Source organism: Frateuria sp. (assembly GCF_035944355.1).
GTDB lineage: Bacteria > Pseudomonadota > Gammaproteobacteria > Xanthomonadales > Rhodanobacteraceae > Frateuria_A.
In genome coordinates, this window is sequence record NZ_DASZBH010000003.1 from 17,515 (window position 1) to 39,027 (window position 21,513).

At 65.8% G+C, this 21,513-nt stretch carries 14 protein-coding genes; 6 read left to right on the forward strand and 8 right to left on the reverse strand.

Annotated features, from left to right (window positions below):
- Positions 1–160: 160 nt before the first annotated feature.
- The 8 genes from VGU03_RS01055 to VGU03_RS01090 all read right to left on the reverse strand — a co-directional run bounded on the left by VGU03_RS01055 (position 161) and on the right by VGU03_RS01090 (position 13,737).
- A complete protein-coding gene (locus tag VGU03_RS01055) occupies positions 161–1,906 on the reverse strand; it encodes a M1 family metallopeptidase (protein WP_327477867.1) in 1,746 nt (581 codons plus the stop codon).
- Between the two features lie 97 nt (positions 1,907–2,003).
- A complete protein-coding gene (locus tag VGU03_RS01060) occupies positions 2,004–3,854 on the reverse strand; it encodes a sulfotransferase (protein WP_327477869.1) in 1,851 nt (616 codons plus the stop codon).
- Between the two features lie 109 nt (positions 3,855–3,963).
- Positions 3,964–6,837, reverse strand: coding sequence for a TonB-dependent receptor domain-containing protein (locus VGU03_RS01065; RefSeq protein ID WP_327477871.1), 2,874 nt, complete (start codon positions 6,835–6,837; stop codon positions 3,964–3,966).
- Between the two features lie 216 nt (positions 6,838–7,053).
- Positions 7,054–8,394, reverse strand: coding sequence for an aspartyl/asparaginyl beta-hydroxylase domain-containing protein (locus tag VGU03_RS01070; RefSeq protein WP_327477873.1), 1,341 nt, complete (start codon positions 8,392–8,394; stop codon positions 7,054–7,056).
- A 42-nt stretch (positions 8,395–8,436) separates the two neighbouring features.
- The gene (locus VGU03_RS01075) at positions 8,437–9,831 is read right to left on the reverse strand and encodes a leucyl aminopeptidase family protein (RefSeq protein ID WP_327477875.1); all 1,395 of its coding nucleotides are present in this window, start codon (positions 9,829–9,831) and stop codon (positions 8,437–8,439) included.
- A gap of 165 nt (positions 9,832–9,996) precedes the next feature.
- Positions 9,997–10,716, reverse strand: coding sequence for an HAD family hydrolase (locus VGU03_RS01080; RefSeq protein WP_414655918.1), 720 nt, complete (start codon positions 10,714–10,716; stop codon positions 9,997–9,999).
- Positions 10,713–12,014, reverse strand: a complete 1,302-nt coding sequence (locus tag VGU03_RS01085) for a LysM peptidoglycan-binding domain-containing protein (RefSeq protein ID WP_327477877.1) — start codon at positions 12,012–12,014, stop codon at positions 10,713–10,715. Before VGU03_RS01085 ends, VGU03_RS01080 begins: the two co-directional genes overlap by 4 nt.
- A gap of 346 nt (positions 12,015–12,360) precedes the next feature.
- Entirely contained in the window at positions 12,361–13,737 is a 1,377-nt protein-coding gene (locus VGU03_RS01090) for a DegQ family serine endoprotease (protein WP_414655919.1), read from the reverse strand.
- Between the two features lie 376 nt (positions 13,738–14,113).
- Here VGU03_RS01090 and VGU03_RS01095 point away from each other — a divergent pair, with 376 nt between their 5' ends.
- The 6 genes from VGU03_RS01095 to VGU03_RS01120 all read left to right on the forward strand — a co-directional run bounded on the left by VGU03_RS01095 (position 14,114) and on the right by VGU03_RS01120 (position 21,206).
- Positions 14,114–16,264 carry an adenosylcobalamin-dependent ribonucleoside-diphosphate reductase gene (locus VGU03_RS01095; protein ID WP_327477878.1) on the forward strand — a complete coding sequence of 717 codons (2,151 nt, stop codon included), beginning with the start codon at positions 14,114–14,116 and terminating at the stop codon, positions 16,262–16,264.
- 47 nt (positions 16,265–16,311) lie between these two features.
- A complete protein-coding gene (locus VGU03_RS01100) occupies positions 16,312–16,848 on the forward strand; it encodes a histone H1-like repetitive region-containing protein (RefSeq protein WP_327477880.1) in 537 nt (178 codons plus the stop codon).
- Positions 16,849–17,092: 244 nt separating this feature from the next.
- Positions 17,093–17,827 carry an NrdJb gene (locus VGU03_RS01105; protein ID WP_327477881.1) on the forward strand — a complete coding sequence of 245 codons (735 nt, stop codon included), beginning with the start codon at positions 17,093–17,095 and terminating at the stop codon, positions 17,825–17,827.
- 105 nt (positions 17,828–17,932) lie between these two features.
- Complete coding sequence (locus tag VGU03_RS01110) at positions 17,933–18,739, forward strand: ImmA/IrrE family metallo-endopeptidase (RefSeq protein ID WP_327477883.1); 807 nt, start codon at positions 17,933–17,935, stop codon at positions 18,737–18,739.
- 244 nt (positions 18,740–18,983) lie between these two features.
- A complete protein-coding gene (locus VGU03_RS01115) occupies positions 18,984–20,222 on the forward strand; it encodes an ATP-binding protein (RefSeq protein ID WP_327477885.1) in 1,239 nt (412 codons plus the stop codon).
- Between the two features lie 78 nt (positions 20,223–20,300).
- Positions 20,301–21,206, forward strand: a complete 906-nt coding sequence (locus tag VGU03_RS01120) for a hypothetical protein (protein WP_327477887.1) — start codon at positions 20,301–20,303, stop codon at positions 21,204–21,206.
- Positions 21,207–21,513: the final 307 nt, after the last annotated feature.

The following is a 21,513-nucleotide window of genomic DNA, read 5'->3' on the forward strand; positions in this document are numbered from 1 at the left end:
TGAGGGAGGTGCTTCGACTTCGGCTGCGCCTACGCTCGGTACGAACGGATCGAAGGCTGAAGCTTTAGACCCTCGCCTTGACCGCGACCACAGAAGCCGTTCGCCCTGAGCCTAGCCCAGCGAAATCGAAGGATCGCCTCCGGAAAGGCCACACGTCTGGTCAGTCCTTCTTCCCGGCCTTTTTCTGCGATTCGGCCTGCTCCTTCTTCCACGCCCGGAACGTCTCCACGTGCGGCATGTCGCGCAGCACCTTCGAGCGCGGGTCGACGATCAGCAGGCTCCCTGCCGGCACGGTGAGTTCGCCCGTGCCGCCGGTCATCGGCAGCGTGTGCACGGTGTGGCCCACCTGTACCTCCAGCGGCATCGGGAACGGCTCGCCGTGGCCGGTCACCCAGTGGAACTTGAGCACGTCACCGTGGCGCGTGGTTTCCAGCTTCGGCAGCGCGGCGTCGTACAGGTAGACGTCGAAGAACCACTTGAGGTCCTTGCCGGTGACCCGGTTGACGATGTCGATGTACTCGCGCGTGCTCGCATAGCGCGGCTCGAAGTTGCCGGGCTTGGGATCGGGGCGGCCATAGACGAGCCGGCGGATGCTATCGAAGAAGGCGTCGTCGCCGATCAGCCCGCGCAGCGTGTGCAGCACCAGCGAGCCCTTGTAGTAGATGTCCAGGCCCGGGCCGGTCTGACCATCGTAGACCTGATCTTCGGTCCTGGGCTGGCCCGACACCACCGGCACCTTGTTCGACAGCGACAGCCGCTCGGTGTGCAGCATGGCGAAGTAGGCCATGTCACCGACCAGGTACTGGCCGTAGAGCGGCTGCATGTAGGTGCCGAAGCCCTCGTGCAGCCACATGTCGTCCCAGTTGCTGTTGGTCATCTGGTTGCCGAACCACTCGTGCGCGAATTCGTGCTGCAGCAGCCAGTCGAAGCCGTACTCGCTCTTGGGATAGCCGTTGCCGTAGGCGTTCAGGGTCTGGTGTTCCATCCCCAGGTGCGGCGTCTCGACCACGCCCATCTTCTCGTCGCCGAACGGATAGGGCCCGATCTCCTGTTCGAAGAAGTCCAGCATGCGCGGGAACTCGCCGAACAGCGCCCTGGCCCCGGCCTCGTGCGCGGGCAGGTACCACAGCTCCATCGGGATGGTGTTGCCGTAGCGGCTGGCGTAGTTGCCCTTCAGCTCCTTGAACGGGCCGACGTTGATCGAGATGGCGTAGGTGTCCGGGTGCTTGATGCGCCAGTGCCAGGTGCGCGTGGCGCCGTTGTCCTCGATGCCGATCAGCACGCCGTTGCCCGGCGCGGCCAGCGCCTTGGGCACGGTGACGTAGGTGTCGACCAGGTCCGGCTTGCCGGTGGGCTGGTCGATGCAGGGCCAGAACAGGTCGCAGCCCTCGCCCTCGACGGCGCTGGCCACCCACGGCTGGCCGTCGTCGGTGTGGCTCCACACGAAGCCGCCGTCCCACGGCGCGCGCTTGGCCACGTGCGGCTGGCCACCATAGGCGATGGTGGTGCTGACGCTGCCGCCCTTGGCCAGCGGTTTGGGCAGCCGGATGCGCAGGCGGCCATCGGGGTTGCTCCAGGCCGACGGGTCCAGCGTCTTGCCGTCGACGGCGATGCGTCTGATGGGCAGGTTCCTGTCCAGGTCCAGCAGCAGCACGCCGGTCGCCTCGCGGGCGGTGAAGCGCAAGATTGCCTCTCCATCGAGATGTCGTTTGGCCGGATCGATGGTGAAGTGCAGGTCCGCGTGGTCGAAGTTCAATCGCGCCTGCTCGGCCGGCATCGTGCCGCCGGATTTGAGCGTCTGCGCGGTGAGCTTGGGCTGCTCGACGGCAGCGGGTTCAGACGCGCGTGCGCCGGCGGCGAGACCGAGCGTGATGCCAAGCGCCAACAAGGGCAGGCGTGGATGCATGGGGAGCGGCTCCTTGGGGTTCGATCGGGCAGCATGCCGCGTGCGCGGCCGTGGCGAGTAGGCCAGAAGTCATCCCGGCGCCGAGGGCGCAGGCGGCTCAGGTTGCGTAGCCGAGGCGATCCATCAGCGGCTGCAGCAAAGGCAGCACCGGTTCGAACTGCTCGCGGTAGCCCTGCCAGCGGCCGACCGCCCCGGGATGGATGCCCTGGGTGACCTGGGCATAGCTGGGCGTGCTGATGAAGCGCTTGTTCCGTGCGTGGTCGGCGAAGCGCGCCATCGGCGAGGCATCCCCGATTTCGAGGAACGCTCCCAGGCGTGCGAGGTGGCCGTCGAGGTCGCCGACCACCGATTCGTAGCGCCACTCGAGCACCCGGGGCCCGAACACCTCCACCTGCCGGTGCCACTGCTCGAAGGCCTGCACGTAACCGCGCGCGAGGCGCTGCAGGGAGGAGCACAGCACCATGAACGCCGGCGAGCGGAACGGCTGCATGCTGCAGCTGAGCAGCACGTCGCACGGGTGGCGCAGGCACAGGATGATGCGCGCTTGCGGGAACAGCCGCATGATCATCGGCAGGCACAGCATGTTGAGTGGATTCTTGTCCACCAGCCGGCGTGGGCCCAGATCCGGCAATACGCGCCCGACCATCCGGAAGTAGGCGGCCCGCAACTGGCCTGCCTCGGCCTCGGTCAGGCCGGCCAGGTCCGCGGGATAGTGCTGGCCGACCAGCTCCATGCGCTCGGTCAGCTCGTGGATGAAGGCGCGCTCGTCCATGGATCTGAAGTCCGGATGGGCGTCGAGCATCTGCTCCAGCAGGGTGGTGCCCGAGCGCGGGAAGCCGACGACGAAGACCGGGCTCTCCCGGCTGTCCGGCGCGCGCAGCGGCTTCCAGCAGGCGTGCGCCTGACGGTCCACCTCGGCCGCCTGCAATGGCTGGCTGTCCGGCGTCAGCAGGTCCGGCAGCACGTGGCGCGCGATCTCGAGCTGCGCTGCGTGCGCCGCCTGCAAAGCCTGCCACGCTTCGGCGTGCAGCCCTTGCCGGTCGCAGGCCGAGGCCAGGCCGAAGCCGGCGCCGGCGCGGGTTTCGTCGTCGTCGGCCAGCGCCAGCACGCGCCGGTACAGCGCCGCGGCTTCGGCCCAGGCGCCTGCGCGCATCGCCAGCGCCGCGTGCGCGCGCCAGCCCTCCGCGCGCGCCCGGTTCGCATCGCCTGGCAATGCATCGAGCGCGGCAAGCGGCAGGCGCTGCAGTTCCCGCCGCGCCTCATCGAGCTGGTTGTTGCGCTCGCGCAGCAGCACCCGCTGCGCGCCGATGCGCAGCCGCATGGGCTCGTCCGCGGGCCCGCCGGGCAGCTGTGCCTGCGCCAGCGTGTGCAGCGCCGCGTCCAGGCCGCCCTGGGACGACAGCATCGCGGCCAGTATCAGGGCCTGCTCGGCCGGCTGGGCGGGCCAACCGATGGCTCCGTCCAGCATCGCCTCCTGCTGCGTGTTGTCGCCGCAGACGTAGCAGGCGTAGGCGGCCTGCAGGCGGGCCTCGATGAAATCCGGCGACTGCTCCACCGCGTCGAGCAGGACCTCGCGCGCCGACGGCCAGCGCCGCTGCTGGACGTAGAGCAGGCCCAGGTTGTAGAGCACCTCCGGGTCTTCCGGAGCCAATGACCTCGCCTTCGACAGGGCCTGTTCGGCCGCTTCCGTATCGCCGCTCAGCCGGCAGGCCACGCCGAGGTTGTTCCAGTAGGCGGAAACCTCCGGCCGCCGCTGCGCCAGTTGGCGAAACGTGGCCGCGGCCTGGTCATAGCGGCCGGTCGCCTGCTGGGCCACGCCGAGCAGCAGGCGGGCGCCTTCGTCGGCGCCGTCGCCCGCTTGCGTGGCCAGCGCGATGACGCGCTCCATGTCGCCGGCGTGGTAGGCGCCGGCCATGGCGTTGGCGAGTTCGGTGGCTGGCTGGCGCATGCGTTCTCGTTCGCGTTCGGCGACCCATTATGCAAGAGGGGTCGCGGTGTTATCCGCGACCCCTCCGGTGCTTCCATGCCTTGCGGCCTTCGCCGGTGATGCTCGGCCTTTAGAAGGTCACCGTCGCGCGAGCCCAGTAGTAGCGCCCGAGCACGTCGTAGGTGGCCGTGTCGACGTTGTAGTTCGAACCGTTCTGGTAGAGCAGCGGCGGCTGCTTGTCCATGATGTTGTCCACGCCGACGTCGAAGCGGGTGTGGATCGAAGGCACCGCGTAGCCCAGCTGGATCGAGTGGTACATCACCGAGGCCACCGGGATGTTCACGCCGGTGATGGCGGCGTCGGCATTGAGCGCGGTCAGGTGGTTGATGTAGCGCGTCTGCCACTGGGCGTTCCAGTTGCCCTTGTCCCAGTTGAGCGTGACCGTGCCGCGCCAGCGCGAGATGTTGCCGAACTGCGGGGTGAAGGTGCCGGCGTAGTTGACCGTCTTGGCGCCCGGCTCGCCCGGCGTCGCGTTGACCTTGTAGGTCGAGGTGTAGCTGGTGCTGAGGCCCGCCCGGAAGTTGCCCGGGTCCACGCTGCCCACGTCGAAGTGCGGGATCTTGTAGCGCAGCGTGTAGTCGATGCCCGAGGTGCTGAGGGTGCCCAGGTTGACCACCGGGGTGTTGATCAGGAACACCTGGCCCGGCTGCCTGCTGGTGTTGTCCTGGCGGTGGATGAACGAGCAGTACGGGCTGGCGCTGTTGTTGAAGCAGGAGCCGACCACGGTGTCGGCCTGGATCGCGGTCAGCGTATCGGACAGGTAGATGTGCCAGAAGTCGAGGCTGGTGGACACGCCCGGCAGCCAGTCCGGATCGTAGACCAGTCCCAGGTCGATCGACTTGCCCTTCTCGGGCTTGAGCGACGCGCCCACCGTGGCCGCGCCGGAGTAGAACGTGTTGACCTGCGCCGGCGAGTTGCCCGCCCAGTTCACCGGAACGTACTGGCAGGCCACCGGATGCGCCGCCAGTTGCGCCGCGGTGAGCCCGACGCAGGGGTCGTTGAGGTTGGGCTGGACCAGCGTGCGGCCGTCGTACAGCTCGTTGAGGTTGGGCGCGCGGAACACCTGCGAAACGGTGCCGCGTACCAGCAGGTCGTCGGTCGGGCGCCACTCGATCGCGAGCTTGCCGTTGGTGGTGGTGCCGGTGGTGCTGTAGTTGGAGCTGCGCACGCCCAGGTCGACGTTCAGCGAGCGCACCCACGGCAGGTCCGACAGCAGCGGGATCAGCGTCTCGGCGAAGACCTCCTTGACGTTGAAGCTGCCGCGTCCGGGCGAGCCGCAGGCTTCCTGCAGGATCTGGCAGGTGGTGGTCACCGGGTCGAGCACCGCGAAGTCGCTGACGGTGTAGTTCATGAACTGCTTGCGGTACAGCGCGCCGACCGACAGCTGCATGGTGCCGGCGGGCAGGTCCCACAGGTCGCCGCTGGCGTCGACCTGGGCCTGCTTGGTCGATTGCGTGAAGACGTAGATCGGCGTCTTGACGCCGTTCCTCAACTGGTCGCCGACGCTCGCCTGGTCGAAGATGTTCGCGCCCGCGTTGACGGCGGCCTGCAGCGAGGGGATGTCCACCTCGTTGGTGTCGCGCTGGTCGCGCTTGGTGTGGCTGTAGTTGACCGACGCATCCCAGATCCAGCTGCTCGTCTCGCCGAAGTTGCCGCGCAGGCCGGTGTTGATCTGGGCGGTATTGGTCGTATAGCTGTGTACGCGCGTGCCGGCGCCGGTCAGGCGGGTCTGGAAGTTGTAGCCGCTGTTCGGATCGCCCGGCACCGGGTTCTGGCTGAAGGTGACGCCGAACGGGTTGATCGGGTTGCTCGAGGAAATGATCAGGCCGTCACCGGTACCCACCGGCGAGGGCGCGTCCTGGCCGCTGGAGACCGTGTGGTTGTAGAACGCATCGACGAACGCGGTCACGTTGTCGGTGAGGTTCAAGGTGCCCAGGACAAAACCGTTGGTGCGCTTCTGCGCGGTCTGGATGTAGTTGAGCGCCGCGTAGTTGTAGGTATCCGAGGCCAGGCGGCAGCGGTAGTCGCCCAGTGACGATCCATTGCCCGAGGCCAGGGTCACGTTGGCGGTGCCGGAGGAATTGATGGTGCAGCCGTACTGGCTGGCGATCGATGCGGGCAACTGGATGCGCCCGGTCGGGATCGAGCTGGAACCGGCCGCCACCACCGCGCCGCTGGACAGGTAGAGCTGCTGGCGGGAGAACTTGCGCCGCGCGGCGAGCGTCTCGTCGTACTTGTTGTAGTCGATGCCGCCGGCAATGCTGTATCCCTCGCCGGTGGTGCCCGCCGTGAGGTTGAAGCCGCGGCGCTTCGCATCGCCGTGGCTGGAGATGCCGTCGTTGAGGCTGAACTGGGCGCCCTTGTAGTTCTTGCGCAGAATGAAATTGACGACGCCGCCGATGGCGTCGGAGCCGTACACCGTGGAGGCGCCTTCGGCCAGCACGTCGACCTTCTCGATCATGTCCGGCGGGATCAGGTTGATGTCCGGGTTGGACATGCGCTGCCCGTTGACCAACACCAGGGTGCGGTTGATTCCCAGGCCGCGCAGCGAGACGCGCGATGCGCCGTCGCCCGCTTCCAGCAGGGGACTGGCCACGCCGCCGCCGTTGCTGTTGTTCTGCGGATTGGTGGCATTGCCGGAAATGCTGGGCATCTGCTGCAGCACGTCGCCCAGCACGGGCTTGCCCGAATTGGCGAGGGCGGCGCGATCCAGCGTCACCACGGGGCTGGCCGTCTCGACGTCCACGCGCTTGATCAGCGAACCGGTCACCACGACCGACTGCAGGGTCTTGGCTTCTTTCTTGGAAGGCGGCGCAGTCTGGTTCGTCGACTGTTGGTTTTCCGGCGCCGACGACTGCGCCTGGGCCATCGCTGCCACCGAGAAAATGCCGGCACCCAAGGCCAGACGCACTGCCAAAGACAAGTGGTTCAAGTCGTATTTCATGTGTTCTCCCCGGTGAAATAGATCCCCAGCTTCCCCTGCTCTTTCGAGCTAGCCGAGTATGCCAGCAACAACTGTTTAACAAGCAAGTGCCCCTGCGATCAGTCATGGGGCAGGCAAGAGCTTGTCATGGAAGGTAAAAGTGGCTGTGCGGACCAGCCGGTTCACGCCGGCGCGCGTGCCTATCGGCCGCGCGCGATGCAGTCACGCATGCGGCTCTCAGGGGTGAGAAAGAGGCTCGGGCACCGACTGGTTGAAGTCGCCGATGGCCGCGACCAGGTCGGCCACCGCCATGCGCTCCACTTCGCTCAAGTCGGGATTCCAGCTGTCCATGATCAGCACCACGCGGGTCTGGCCGCTGCGGTTCCAGGCCTCGTGCTCGAAGGTGTCGTCGAAGGTGACGCAGCGGCCTTCTTCCCACGCGTGGGTCTGGCCGCCGACGCGCAGCGCGCAATCCGGCGGCACGATGAGCGGCAGGTGCGTGACCAGGCGCGTGTTGGTGACGCCGCAGTGCGGCAGGATGTGCGTGCCCGGGCGCAACACCGAGAAGAGCGTTTCGGGCGCATGGTCGCGCACCCGCACCAGCGGCATGGCGCCCAGGAGTGCGCTGGTGCGCGGGCAGCGCGCGCAGTTGGCGTCGTAGCGCACGCCGTGGCGGTAGAAGAAGAACGCGTCCCACGCCGCTTCGGACGCACCGGTCGAATCCAGCAGCCTCGCAGCCACGGCCTCGGCCGAGGGTGCGCCCAGGAACGGCACGAGGCGATCATCCGCGTCCGCAAGCACGGCTCGCAGTTCCCCGCGTACGGCATCGACCGCCGCCTCCAGCCGGGCCTGCTCGGGAAAGCGCTCGCGCGGGTAGAACGGCTGGCTGGGCACGCCCGGGAAATACAGGAACTTGGGGCGCTGCCGCGGATCGGGCAGGGCCGCGGGCCGCTCTTGCAGATAGATGGCCAGGCACGCGTCCACGCGGACCAGTTCCGCCCGCCCGTAGCGCTGCCGCAGCGGCTCGATCACCGCATCGAACAGCTCGCGCCGCCCCGCGGCGACGTACTGCGCGGCGTGCTTGACCGCCTCGCGCAGGCCCGGCGCGGTGGTCTCGTCGCTGAGCCAGCGGCCTTGCGCCTGCGCGGCGTTGATCGCGCCCAGGTAGGCGGTCATGGCTTCGCGCCGCCGCCCCTGCTGCTCGTACACCACGCCCAGGCGCAGACGCGCCACGAACATGCCGGGCGCCAGTGCGAGGCCCTCCCTCAGGCTCTCCTCGGCGCCACACGGATCGCCGGCCAGCACCTGCGCCGCGCCCAGCTGGTGCAGGATCGCCGCGTCCTGCGGCCGCGCGCGCCGCGCGGCGCGCAGCCCTTCGATCGCGCGCGCCGCCTCGCCGCGGTCGAGCTGGCGGGAGGCCAGAAACAGCAGCGCGTCGGTGTCGTCGGGCTGGAACTCGAGCAGACGCGAAAACGCCCGCTCGGCAAGCCCGGCGTCGCCGCGTTGCGCGGCCGCGAGCGCCTGCGCGCGAAGGGCCGCGGCGGTTGCGCCCGGCGGATCGTCCATCGGTGCGTTCATGCGCGCAGCGTAGCGGACGAGACCGCGGCCGCGCGACGGCGCTCAGCGGGCGTAGCGGCTCTGCAGCAGGGCGAACATGGCGCGCAAGCCCATCGCCTCGCCGCCGCGCGGCCGGCCGGGGCGGTCGGCATCGTTCCAGGCGTAGGTGTCCAGGTGCAGCCAGGGCAGGCCCTCGGGGACGAAGCGCTCCAGGTAGAGCGCCGCAGTGATCGCGCCGGCGTGGCGCGAGGGCCCGGCGTTGGCGAAATCGGCGATCGAAGAGTCGAGCATCCTGCGATAGGGCCGCCACAGCGGCAGTCGCCACAGCGGATCGCCGACGGCGCGCCCGGCCTGCAGCAGCGCCTCGGCGGCATCGTCGCGGTTGGCGAACAGCACCGGCAGGTCCGGGCCCAGCGCCACGCGCGCGGCGCCGGTTAGGGTGGCGAAGTCCAGCAGCAGGTCCGGCTGCTGCTCGGCGCCGTAGGCGATCGCGTCGCACAGGATCAGCCGGCCCTCGGCGTCGGTGTTGTCCACCTCCACCGTGTGGCCGGCGCGGGTGGTGATCACCTCGCCCGGGCGCATCGCGTTGCCGGCCACCGCGTTCTCCACCGCGGGAACGAGCAGGGTCAGGCGCACCGGCAGCTTCGCCTCCATCACCAGCGCGGCCAGGGCGATCGCGTGCGCGGCGCCGCCCATGTCCTTCTTCATGTTGCGCATGCCGTCGGAGGGCTTGAGGTCCAGCCCGCCGGTGTCGAAGCACACGCCCTTGCCGACGATCACCAGCTTAGGGTCGGTCGCCTTGCCCCAGGCAAGCTCCACCAGCCGCGGCGCGCGATGGCTGGCGCGTCCGACCGCGTGGATGGTCGGGAAGTTGGCTTTCAACAGTTCCTCGCCGACCCACTCGCGCAGCTTCGCCTTGTGCGCCCTGGCCAGTTGCTTCACGGACTCGGCCAGTTGTTCGGGGCCCATGTCCTCGGTCGGCGTGTTGACCAGGTCGCGCACCAGCGCGGTAGCCCGGGCCAGCGGCGTCACCGCGGCCAGCTCGGACGCCGGCACCGCCAGCGTGGCAGGGGCGCGGCCGGGCTTGCGGTAGCGGTCGAAGCGGTAGGCGCCCAGCGCCCAGCCCAGCGCCGCCAGTTGCAGATCGGCAAGCGCGCCTTCGTCGGCGAGATGGTAGGTGCCTTCCGGCAGTGCGTACGGCAGGCCGGCGAGGGCGGCCAGGGGTTCGGCCGGATCGACCGCCACCAGCACGCGCGCGAGCTTGCCGCCGGCGTCGGGCAGCAGGGCATGGCGGCCAGGCTTGGGCTCGAAGCCGGTCTGCTCCAGCCAGCGCCGCTGGGTCGCCTCCAGGCGGCGCAGGGCCTTGGGATAACGCGCACCGTCGACGGTCTCGATGGCGATGCCCTGGGCCTTGCCGGCCTTGCGTTCGATGAGGGCGGGCGTGGAGCTCTCCGGCATTGGCTTCGTGCCTCGTTGGCTTGCGGCGAGTCGGCCATGATGCGCCGATCGGGCGGAGGTTGCCAAACGGCGTTGCGGTCGGGCGAAAGCAAAGGCCTCCCCCTCTCCCCAGCTATCTCCCCCGGCGGGGGCCGGGGAAGAGGAGGCAGGAGGGGCTGTCGGCGTTTACCCTTCGCGCTGCTGGCGCTCCAGCCAGTCGGCCAGGGCGCCCATGTCCGGCAGGTCCAGGTCCGGCGGCGCGCCGAGTTCCGTCGGCCAGGGCTTGCGCTCGCGGTTGATCCAGGCGGTGGGCAGGCCCGCGTCGCGCGCGCCGCACACGTCCAGGAACGGATCGTCGCCCACGTGCAGGATCTGCCCCGGCGCCACGCCCAACCGCTGAGCCGCCTCGAGGAAGATCCGCGCATCCGGCTTGCCCACGCCGGTGTCGCGCGCGCAGACGTGGCAGCGGAAGTGGGCGTGGATGCCGATCCGCGCCAGGTCCGCGTTGCCGTTGGTCAGGCTGGCCACCGGCCAGTGCGCGGTGATGCGCTCGAGCGCGGGCAGGGCGTCGGCGAAGAGCTCCACCCGGTTGCGCGCCGCGTAGTAGACCTCCCACAGCGCCTCGATCGGCGCCTCGTCCAGGCCGCAGGCGGCGAAGGCGCGCCGCATGGTCAGGTGGCGCTGGGTGGTGAAATCGTGCGCCAGGTCCAGCCGCTCGGCGGCGACCTGCGCCCGCAGCTGGCGCATCGCGGCGATCGGCCAGCGCGCGGCGACCTCGGGATGGTGCGCGCGCAGGTAGGCGTCCAGCTCGCGGTCGGCGCTTTCCAGCGCCGGCAGCACGGGCCACAGCGTGTCGTCCAGGTCCAGCGTGAGCGCGCGGATGCGCACGCGCCCGGCCGTGCTCATCGCTCGGCGAGGCGCAGCACCTGGCCCGGTTTCACCGCGTCGCCCTTGAGATGGTTCCAGGCGCGCAGGTCGGCCACGTCGATCGCGTGGCTGCGGGCGATCGAGAACAGCGTGTCGCCCTTGGCGACCTTGTAGGTGCGCGCGTGCTTGGCCGTGGCCTTGACGCTGGCGCTGGCGGTGACCTTGGCGAAGTCGTGCCCGCGCGCCGCGGCGGCATCGACCGTGACGGCCTCGCCGCTGACGCCCTTCAGGCTGGCCTTGGCGGCGGCCAGCTCGGCGGCCTTGGCCCTGCGCTCCTCCAGCGCGCGGCGCGCCTCGGCGGTGCGCTCGGAGGTCGGCGCGATGGCGGCGCGCGAGGCGTAGGTGGCGCCCGGCGCGGCGATCGGCGTGCTCGGGGTCGGCTCCGGCGCGGCATGCGCGCCCACCTCGGCGAGGATCTGCGCGCGGCGCGAGCTGTCGGCCGAGGCCAGCGCGGTACCGGCGGCGAACGGCACCGCGTTGTGGCTGCGCAGCGCCGCGGTGGCCTTGTCGGAGGCGACGAAGTCGACGAAGGCCTGCGCCTGCGCCCCGTGCGGGCTGCTGGGGTTGGTCACCAGGTAGAGCGGGGTATAGAGCTTGTAGCTGCCGCTGGCGACGGTCGCGGCGCTGGGCGCGGTGCCGTCGATGCGGATCATCTTGACCTTGCCGTTGGCCGCCACGCGCGAGAGCGTGGTCACGCCCAGCGCCTTCGGATCGAGCGTGACCGCCTCTTCCAGCTTGGCGGTGTTGACGTACAGGCGCGGCGCGGCCACCGGCTGGTTGCCGCGGCCGAACAACAGCTTGCGCAGGCTGTATTCGACGCCGTCGCCGGGGCTGGCCACCGCGTAGACGTCGATCGGCTCGTTCGGGCCGCCGACCTCGCTCCAGTTGGTGATCTTGCCGTAGTAGATGTCGTGCACCTGCTTGAGGCTCAGGCTGCCCACGTGGTTGGACGGGTGGGTGATCAGCACCAGCGCGTCCCACGCCACCGGCGTGAAGGTGAGCCCGGCCTCGGCCGCGCTGCCGTCGCCGGGGCGCGCGCTGCCGGCGATGTCGGCGGTGCCGTGCGCCACCGCTTCCAGGCCGGAGGCGGTGTTGAACGGCTGCACGTCGATCTTGCCGTGGCCGCCCTTGGCCCAGGCCTTGGCCACCTCCTCCATCATGCCGCGGGTGGTGACCACGTCGCCGCGCAGGACCAGCGTGGGACCGGCGGCGAGCGCCGCGGTGGTGAGGCAGGCGCCAAGGCAGAGGGCGAACAGGCGGAGCGGGCGAACGGGCATGACGTTGACGACCTACGGCTTCGAAGAGGGGCGTGAGCGTGCCGTGCAGGCAGCGAGCGCACAGTGATGGGAGTCGGGTATTTCATCGGTCCGACGCCCAAACATCAAGCGCGGTCATAGGCCGGCGTTAAGCAAAGCCACAGAACGGGCGGCAGAAAAGCCTTGTTCCCTCTCCCGCCGGAGAGAGGGCCGGGGTGAGGGGCCGGGGCTCGCGGGAGTGTCACCACGAGCCCAGGCAGGAGCTTTGGTTGCCCGCATTGACAGCCTTCCACGCGAGCGTGCCCCCTCGCCCCGACCCTCCCCATCTTCGATCAATGACGGCGAGAGGGAGCCGATCGTGGCGCACTCAATCCATCGGCACGTAACTGACCCCGTCCTCGTTCTGCACCACCAGCACCAGCTGCCGCGGCTGCATGCCGACCATGCCGCGCAACTCGCGCAGGCTGGTGATGCGGCGGTTGTTCACGCCGATCACGATGTCGCCCGCGCTCAGGCCCACCCGCGCGCCGCGGCTGCCGGCCTGCACCGCGGTGATCGCCACGCCGGCGGCGCCCTCGCCGCGCTGCGCCATCGACAGCTCGCTGAAGTGCACGCCGGCCAGGCGCGGATCGAGCGCGCCGCCGTCGGCACCGGCGAGCCTCTCCGGCGTCAGCGTCGCGCTGACCTGGCGCGCCTGGCCGTTGCGCGACACGCTCAGCGTGACCTTGCTGCCCAGCGGCAACAGGCCCTCGGCGTTGCGCAGCTCGTCGCTGCCGTGCAGCGGCTTGCCGTCGAGCGCCTGCAGCACGTCGCCGGGCGCCAGGCCCGCCTGCGCCGCCGCCGAACCAGGCGCCACGCGGGTGACCACCACGCCCTGGCTGGTCTTGAGGCCGAGCAATTGCGCGATGCGCGGCGTGATGTCCTGCGTCTGCACGCCCAGGCTGCCGCGCACCACCTTGCCGTGCGCGATCAGCTGGCCCATCACCTGCGTGGTGAGGTCGCTGGGGATGGCGAAGCCGATGCCCACGTTGCCGCCCGACGGCGAGAAGATCATGGTGTTGATGCCCACCAGCTCGCCGCGCAGGTTGACCAGCGCGCCGCCGGAGTTGCCCGGATTGATCGAGGCGTCGGTCTGGATGAAGTTCTGGTAGCCGCTGCTGCCCAGGCCCGAGCGCCCCAGCGCCGAGACTATCCCTGAGGTCACCGTCTGGCCCAGCCCGAACGGATCGCCCACCGCCACCACGAAGTCGCCCACGCGCAGCTTGGCCGAGTCGGCCACCGGCAAGGCCTTGAGTTTCTGCGCGGGGATCTGCACCACCGCCACGTCGGTGTCCGGATCGGTGCCGATCAGCTTGGCCCTGAAGCTGCGCCCGTCCTGCAGGGTCACCGTGATGTCGTCGGCGCCGCCGACCACGTGGTTGTTGGTCAGCACGTAGCCCTTGGCCGCGTCGACGATCACGCCCGAGCCCAGGCTCTGCTCGATGCGCTCGCGCGGCGAGGGCGGTAGGCCGAAGAACTGGCGGAACATCGGGTCGTCGAAGTAGGGATCGCGCACCGCCACGCGCGTCTTGGTGGAAATGTTCACCACCGCCGGCGTCACCTTCTCGAGCATCGGCGCCAGCGAGGGCAGCGGTTCCCCGGCCACGCTCGAAGGCAGTGCCGCGCGGCCGGTGGCGGGCCAGCCCAGCAGCATCGCGCCGCACAGGGCGAGCACGCCGGCGAGGGAACGGTGACGGGCGGTCATGAGGATCTCCTTCGGCAGAAAAAACGGACCGGGTCTGCGACTGTAAACCGACCGGCCAGGTTCCCCGGCGACGACCGCGCCGTCGCGAACGCGCCGACAGTCGCGCGGGTTGGATCGACCGCAAATATCAGTTGACGCCTACGCGGACCGGCGATACCGTTCATGCCCGGTCGCACCACAACATCTTGTGTGAGTCGCTCGGTCGCTCTCCCAAGTACTGTGTCGATGCGGCAACCTCGGGGGAGGGCGCCGTAAGGCCGGAAGATCAGCAAACCTGCATGCCGCCGTGCTGTCCGCAAGGGACGCCTTGGCCGTCGCATCGCATGGACGAAACAACTTCAAAGACGGGTCGCAAGGCCGGAGGTCAGACAATCCGATGAGCACGATGCGTGCACCAATCGCCGCCAACCGTGATGCCACGGCCATCCCGCTGCAGCCGGCTTCCCACGACATCTGGGACAAGAAGTACCGCCTGCGCACCAAGTCCGGCGAGCCGGTGGACGGCAGCATCGACGAGACCTGGCAGCGCGTCGCGCGCGCCCTGTCCGACGTGGAGGCGACCGACGAGCTGCGCGCGCACTGGTACGAGCGCTTCCTGTGGGCGCTGCGCCGCGGCGCGATCCCGGCCGGCCGCATCACCTCCAACGCCGGCGCGCTGGAGCACAAGCCGGCCACCTCCACGATCAACTGCACCGTGTCGGGCACCATCCGCGACTCGATGGACGACATCCTGGAGAAGGTCCACGAGGCGGGCCTGACGCTCAAGGCCGGCTGCGGCATCGGCTACGAGTTCTCCACGCTGCGCCCGCGCGGCGCGTACGTGTCCGGCGCCGGCGCCTACACCTCCGGCCCGCTGTCCTTCATGGACATCTACGACAAGATGTGTTTCACCGTGTCCTCCGCCGGCGGCCGCCGCGGCGCGCAGATGGGCACCTTCGATATCTCGCACCCGGACGCCAAGGAATTCATCCGCGCCAAGCGCGAGGACGGCCGGCTGCGCCAGTTCAACCTCTCGCTGCTGATCACCGACGGCTTCATGCAGGCGGTCGAGCACGATCAGGATTGGCCGCTGGTGTTCCCCGTGCATGTGAAGGAGCAGGGCGAAGTCGATCTCGCCGACCCGACCAAGGTGGTCTGGCGCGAGTGGCCCACCCACGAGAACTACGTCGACCGCGAGGACGGCCTGGTCGCCTGCAAGATCTACGGCCACATCCGCGCGCGGCACCTGTGGGACATGATCATGGTCTCGACGTACGACTACGCCGAGCCCGGGTTCATTCTCATCGACAAGGTCAACGAGATGAACAACAACTGGTGGTGCGAGCACATCCGCGCCACCAACCCCTGCGGCGAGCAGCCGCTGCCGCCGTACGGCTCCTGCCTGCTCGGCTCGATCAACCTGACCACCTTCGTGCGCGACCCGTTCGGCCCCAAGGCCCGCTTCGACTGGGACGAATACCGCGAAGTGGTCAAGGTGTTCACCCGCATGCTCGACAACGTGGTCGAGATCAACGGCCTGCCGCTCCAGCAGCAGCGCGACGAGATCATGGGCAAGCGACGTCATGGGATGGGGTTCCTCGGCTTGGGCAGCACGCTGACCATGCTCAAGATGCGCTACGGCTCTGAAGCTGCGGTCGGCTTCACCGAGGACGTCTCGCGCGAGATGGCCGTGGCCGGCTGGGAAGTGGCGCTGGACCTGGCCAAGGAAAAGGGCCCGGCCCCGGTGCTGGCGCGCGACTACACCGTCACCGGCGACATGCTGCGCAAGCGCCCGGAAATGGGCAAGGACGGCTGGAAGGTCGGCGACACCATCCCTGGCCGCGTGCTGCACGCCAGGTACAGCCGCTACATGCAGCGCATCGCCACCGTCGCCCCCAACCTGGTCGAGCAGCTGGCGGAGACCGGCGCGCGCTTCACCCACCACAGCTCGATCGCGCCCACCGGCACCATCTCGCTGTCGCTGGCCAACAATGCCTCCAATGGCATCGAGCCCAGCTTCGCCCACCACTACTCGCGCAACGTGATCCGCGAGGGCAAGAAGTCCAAGGAAAAGGTCGAGGTCTACAGCTACGAGCTGCTCGCCTACCGCGCCCTCATCAACGCGAACGCGCTGCCGTTCTCCGACGACCCGGCCGCCAAGCTGCCGGAGTACTTCGTGGCGGCCGACGACATCAGCCCGAAGGAGCACGTGGACATCCAGGCCGCCTCGCAGAAGTGGATCGACTCGTCCATTTCCAAGACCGCCAACGTGCCCACCGACTACCCCTACGAAGACTTCAAGGACATCTACTTCTACGCCTACAAGCAGGGCCTGAAGGGATGCACCACCTTCCGCTTCAACCCCGCCGCCTTCCAGGGCGTGCTGGTCAAGGAAGCCGACCTGGAAAGCACCCTCTACCGCTTCGAATTGGAAGACGGTAGCGTTATCGAACTGAAGGGCAACGAGCAGGTGGAGTACGACGGCGAAATGCACACCGCCGCCAACCTGTTCGATGCCCTGAAGGAAGGCTATTACGGCAAGTTCTAGCCAACAGCGGGTCCCACACAAAACCAGAGTCGGAGGGGAAGACCACCATGTCCATCGATACCGAAGATCAAGCGCAGAACAGTTCCATGCCGTCCACGGGTGACGCACCGGCCGCTGCGCCGATGGGCGCTCCCGCTCCGCAGGCCCCGGCGCCGGCCAAGAAGGCGGCTCCGAAGAAGGCCGCCGCCAAGAAGGCTGCACCGAAGAAGGCCGCCGCCAAGAAGGCGGCTCCGAAGAAGGCGGCCGCCAAGAAGGCAGCGCCGAAGAAGGCCGCGGCCAAGAAGGCCGCGCCGAAGAAGGCCGCCGCCAAGAAGGCGGCTCCGAAGAAGGCGGCCGCCAAGAAGGCAGCGCCGAAGAAGGCTGCTTCCAAGAAGGCCGCGCCAAAGAAGGCCGCTGCCAAGAAGTCTCCGGCCAAGAAGGCCACCCGTAAGGTCAGCAGCAAGAAGACGGCCATGAAGAAGGCCGCTCCCAAGAAGGCGGCAGGAAAGAAGTCCGCCAGCAAGAAGGCCGTCGCCAAGTCGACGGTCAAGCGGTCCACTGCCAGCAAGAAGGCGGCGCCGAAAAAGGCTGCCCGCCGCAAGTAAGCAGCACCGGCTCCGGCCCGGGCGCTGCCCGGGCCGGAGCCACCTCCCGTAGCACCGCCCGCCGCGCACCGCCTCCCGCCTGGGACTCGAACGTCCCCCCGAGCCTGCGCCGCCGCACCGCCAAAGCGGAAATCCATCTCCCGCTACGCCGCACCAGATGGATTTCCCCTTTCGCGATACGTCCTATCGCTCACCACCCGGTTGTCGCCCACGCGACGCCCCAGCGCAAAGAGAAAGCACACCCATGACGATCAAGATCGAAAAGAAGATCAAGGGCTACCAGGTCGTCAAGCCCGAAGACAAGGCCGCCCCGGCCGCCGCGCAGCCTGAGAAGAAGGCCGCCGAGCCGCGCCAGGCCGAAATCATCCAGATGCACGAGAGCGTCGAGCGCCCCGAGGCGCTCATCGGCTCCACCTTCAAGATCAAGTCGCCGCTGTTCGAGCACGCGCTGTACGTCACCATCAACGACATCGTGCTCAACCAGGGCACCCCGCACGAACAGCGCCGCCCCTTCGAGATCTTCATCAACTCGAAGAACATGGACCACTTCCAGTGGATCGTGGCGCTCACCCGCATCCTCTCGGCCGTGTTCCGCAAGGGCGGCGACGTGACGTTCCTGGTGGAGGAGATGAAGGCGGTGTTTGACCCGCGCGGCGGCTACTTCAAGGCGGGTGGCGTCTATATGCCGAGCATCGTGGCCGAGATCGGCGCGGTGATCGAGCAGCATATGAAGAACATCGGGCTCATCCATGACCCGGAGATGGATGAAGCGCAGAAGAGGCTGATTGCCGAGAAGCGGGCGGCGTATGAGGCGGCTTCGGCGGGGAAGAAGGCGGCTGAGGCGGCGTCCAATACCGAGAGCAATGCCAGCGGGTTTCCGCCGGGGGCGACCTTGTGCGCCAAGTGCAATACGCAGGCGCTGGTGCTGATGGATGGGTGTCAGACTTGTTTGAATTGTGGGTATTCGAAGTGCGGGTGAGGATTTCGCTATTGCCGCTTTTTTTAGAATGAACTGATCCCTTTTTTCGTGCCTAAACCAGCGAGTCATATTAAGGGCTGGTTCCCTTGGTCTTGGAGCACTGGTATGACGCCTGGAAACTTCAACAAATTGCACTTGGACCGGCTACGGCTGCAAAACCCTTATGCTCATGCGGAGCAACTCTGCTCAAACGAGGATAACCAGCCGCTACGACGTCGGCCGCAAGCGCTGAGCACTTCAGACCAAGCCGTTGCGGCCGCCGTGGCCGAAGTCCATCGTCAGCTGTGGCGGCGCCGTCGCGAATTTTGGGGTGAGCAAGTGCCCAGCGACGCGATCAGGTTGCTAAACGTGGAGCACGCTCTCAGGCTGCAGGGTTATCAGCTGTCCTACGTTGCAGACGTAGGTCAGCGCGTAGGACGGGGAAATGATCTGGAAGTTGCAGGTGTCATCGATCGGGACCGCCGAGAAGTGCGGATCTCCCCAACGCTGCCGGAAGCAGTTCAGCGCTTCACGGCCGGACACGAACTCGCCCATGCAGTGCTCCATCCTCTCGCTGGCGGCATTCACCGGGATCGTCCAATCGAGGGGTCTGCCCGCTCTAGCGATCCGCAGGAGCGCGCCGCCGATCGATTCAGTACCTTCTTCCTGATGCCCGAGAAACTGCTTGCCGCCCGCTTTTCGGCGATTTTTCACGCTGAGGTATTTGAACTCAACGACCAAACCAGGGTGGCGTTAGGATCTGCCGCCGAGCCGTTCCATGGAAAGGCCGTCCAACGTCGCGTTCTGGCCAGGGTGCTTGCCGGACTGGGGCGCTACAACGGCGAAGTATTCCCATCCTTGGCGACCCAGTTTGGAGTATCCATTTCTGCTATGGCGATACGCCTGGAGGAGCTGGGCTTCGTTGGGGACTAGGTGTGTCGGCTCACGAGTTTGTGGCAGGTGAGGTGGATTAAAATTCGAAGTGCAACGCTCCGAGTAATTCGCCGCGCCGTCAGATTAGTGCCTTGTAGCCATGCCGCTTCCCGTAGAAAAAGGGTCGGGTGGATTTGATGGCTTGCCATGAATGTAACTCACTAGTTTCTTTGATTGTTGCTGCGGAATATTCCGTTTTATTCCGTCCACTAGTTATCGATCAATTCAGATCGACAGGGAGCCCATGAGCAACGGGACGTTTGGGATTGAACGCGAGGCGAGGATAGTGAAAAGTGGGGTAAGGAGAGTCTTCACTCCCCACTCCCCCGTTGACGACGCTTCACACTTCTTTGGTCGTGAGGAAGAGGCCTCCCGCTTTGTAAGCGTAATTAATACCGAGGGTCTGCATGTTCTCGTGTACGGGGATCGTGGAGTGGGGAAAACCTCTCTGGCGATAACCACGTGTCGAGTCCTGCTGCAGCAGATCATGGGTGGTGGGAAATATATAGAGAAGAGATGTGATTCGAGCGATTCATTTGAGACCATTGCTCTTAAAGTATTAAAAGAGCTGAAAATTGGCTACCAGAACATAGAAACTACTCAGACAAGCAATAGCGGCGGTAAAGCCTCGATCAGGATTCCAGTCGCGGGCGGCGAGATTGATTCTAGCCGGCAAAGCGCGACAAAAGTCACTCACCAAGTAAATCTTTCCTCTCCCTCCTGGATCGCCGAACAACTTCAAGAGAAGTCCGGAATATTCCTGATAGACGAGATTGATGCACTATCTGACCGGGAAGATAGAAAAAAGCTTGCGGAGCTTGTCAAGCTGCTGAGCGACAATAAGTCTAAGTTAAAGATTGTGATGGTAGGCATTGCTAGCACTGGCTCGGATCTTACGGCCGGTCACCCTTCGGTTCAGCGGTGTCTTAAGGAGGTGCAGCTGAAGCGGATGTCTGACGACGATATCAAGAAGATCATCCTTAATGGTTTCAAGAAGCTCAGCCAAATTCCGTCTGACGATGTTGTTACCAAAGTTACCGACATTAGCGCAGGCCTTCCGCACTTCGCTCACCTAATTTGCTTGAAGTGTGCCGAGGCAAGTGTGATCAGCGGAAACAAGCACGTTTCAAATGACGTGCTTGATGACGCTCTGAACGAATCCGTAAAGGACTCGGAGAACGCCCTTAAAGATTCCTACACCAGTTGCTTGCATAGCTTTAACAAACCTATCGAATATAAGCTCATTGTTCTTGGGGCGTCGTACTGCAAAACCGCTGAATTCCGCCCATTTGATATCCGGCAGCATCTTAGAGACCGCGTCAGTCTGGATGTTGAGGTGCAAGTGATTAATCGACGACTGACTGCGGTCGCCGGAAGGCCTGGTGGAATAATTGAGAAGTGCGGTCGCGGTTACTACCGATTCGTGGATCCTCGCATGCCAAGCTTCGTAAAAATGGTTCACGGCGTGGACAGGGGTAAATGACCAACAAACAAAATTGGGTTAGAGTGCACTTTTAAAGTCGACTCTGGGTGCTGTTTTTTTGCTCTCAAGGGGTGGTTCATGGCTGAAAAACCTGTCAACTGGCTGCCAATCTTTGGGCCGGTAACCAGTAACGGTAGTGGACGCTTGAGCTACGAGGCGACGGCAGATGTGGATCGAAATATTGGCCAACCAATTACCGCCGCTTTAATTAGATCCAATAAGATGTTTGATAGCGGCTCCATACGTTTTGAGGTCAAAATCAACGCGGAGTCTACCCGTTGCCACGTTGTATTGAACGAAGGTCGCGAACGACCTATATACATTGGCATCAATTATGGTCCCAATCCGTTCGGCGCGGGAGCCTTGGTGGCGAATAACTGGGAATGGCTCGCGGGAATAGGTTGGGGCTCGGCCGAAATCGATAAATGGATTAAGGTCGAAATAAAAGTCAATGGATCGGAAATTACGTCCTATATAGATGATGTGGTCGCTTTTAGGTTGTTCGAAGTTATTTCACCAGCGCCGGTATCGTTTTGGATGAATGGCGTTGGGGCGTGCGAAGTTAGGAACATTGTTATCAGCGATAACCGCGCGAAAGCGTTCGTCGTCATGCAATTTGGAGATGTATACGACTCTATATATAAGGAAGTTATAAGTCCTCTGCTTTCGGAGTTCGGCTACGAGGCGGTGCGTGCTGATGAAATACATCAGATTGGTCTCGTAATAGAAGACATAAACTCGTCGCTAAGGCAGTGCGCAGTGGTCATCGCGGATATCACGCCCGATAACCCAAATGTTTACTATGAGGTCGGTTATGCGCACGCCTTGGGTAAGCCCACTATTCTGATGTGTGATCGAGCACGTGGTCGTCTTCCCTTTGATTTATCTGGCTTTAGGACGATCTTTTACGAAAACTCCATACGCGGAAAACCTCTCGTAGAAGAGACGTTGCGGAAACATCTCGAAAAAATAGTCCGCGCGTGATCGTGAAGCGGGTTCTGTTGTCAGGATTGGTGTCCCATTGCCACTAAATCTTCCCCGAATGTCTAGCACGGCACTTTGTGACTCAGGGCTTTTTACTTTTATGTCTAACCTGAAGCTCTCAGACAGCCAGGCGAAAGCCATTCTATTGAAATGGCCGAGGAGAACTAACTGAATCGCCCAGGGTTTCCTAGACATCTCAGGGCCATGGAAAATGGCCTATTCGGAGGTGTCCATGAGCAGCAAGCGGTATACGGATGAGTTCAAGGTAGAGGCGGTCCGCCAGGTGACGGATCGCGGGTTCAAGGTG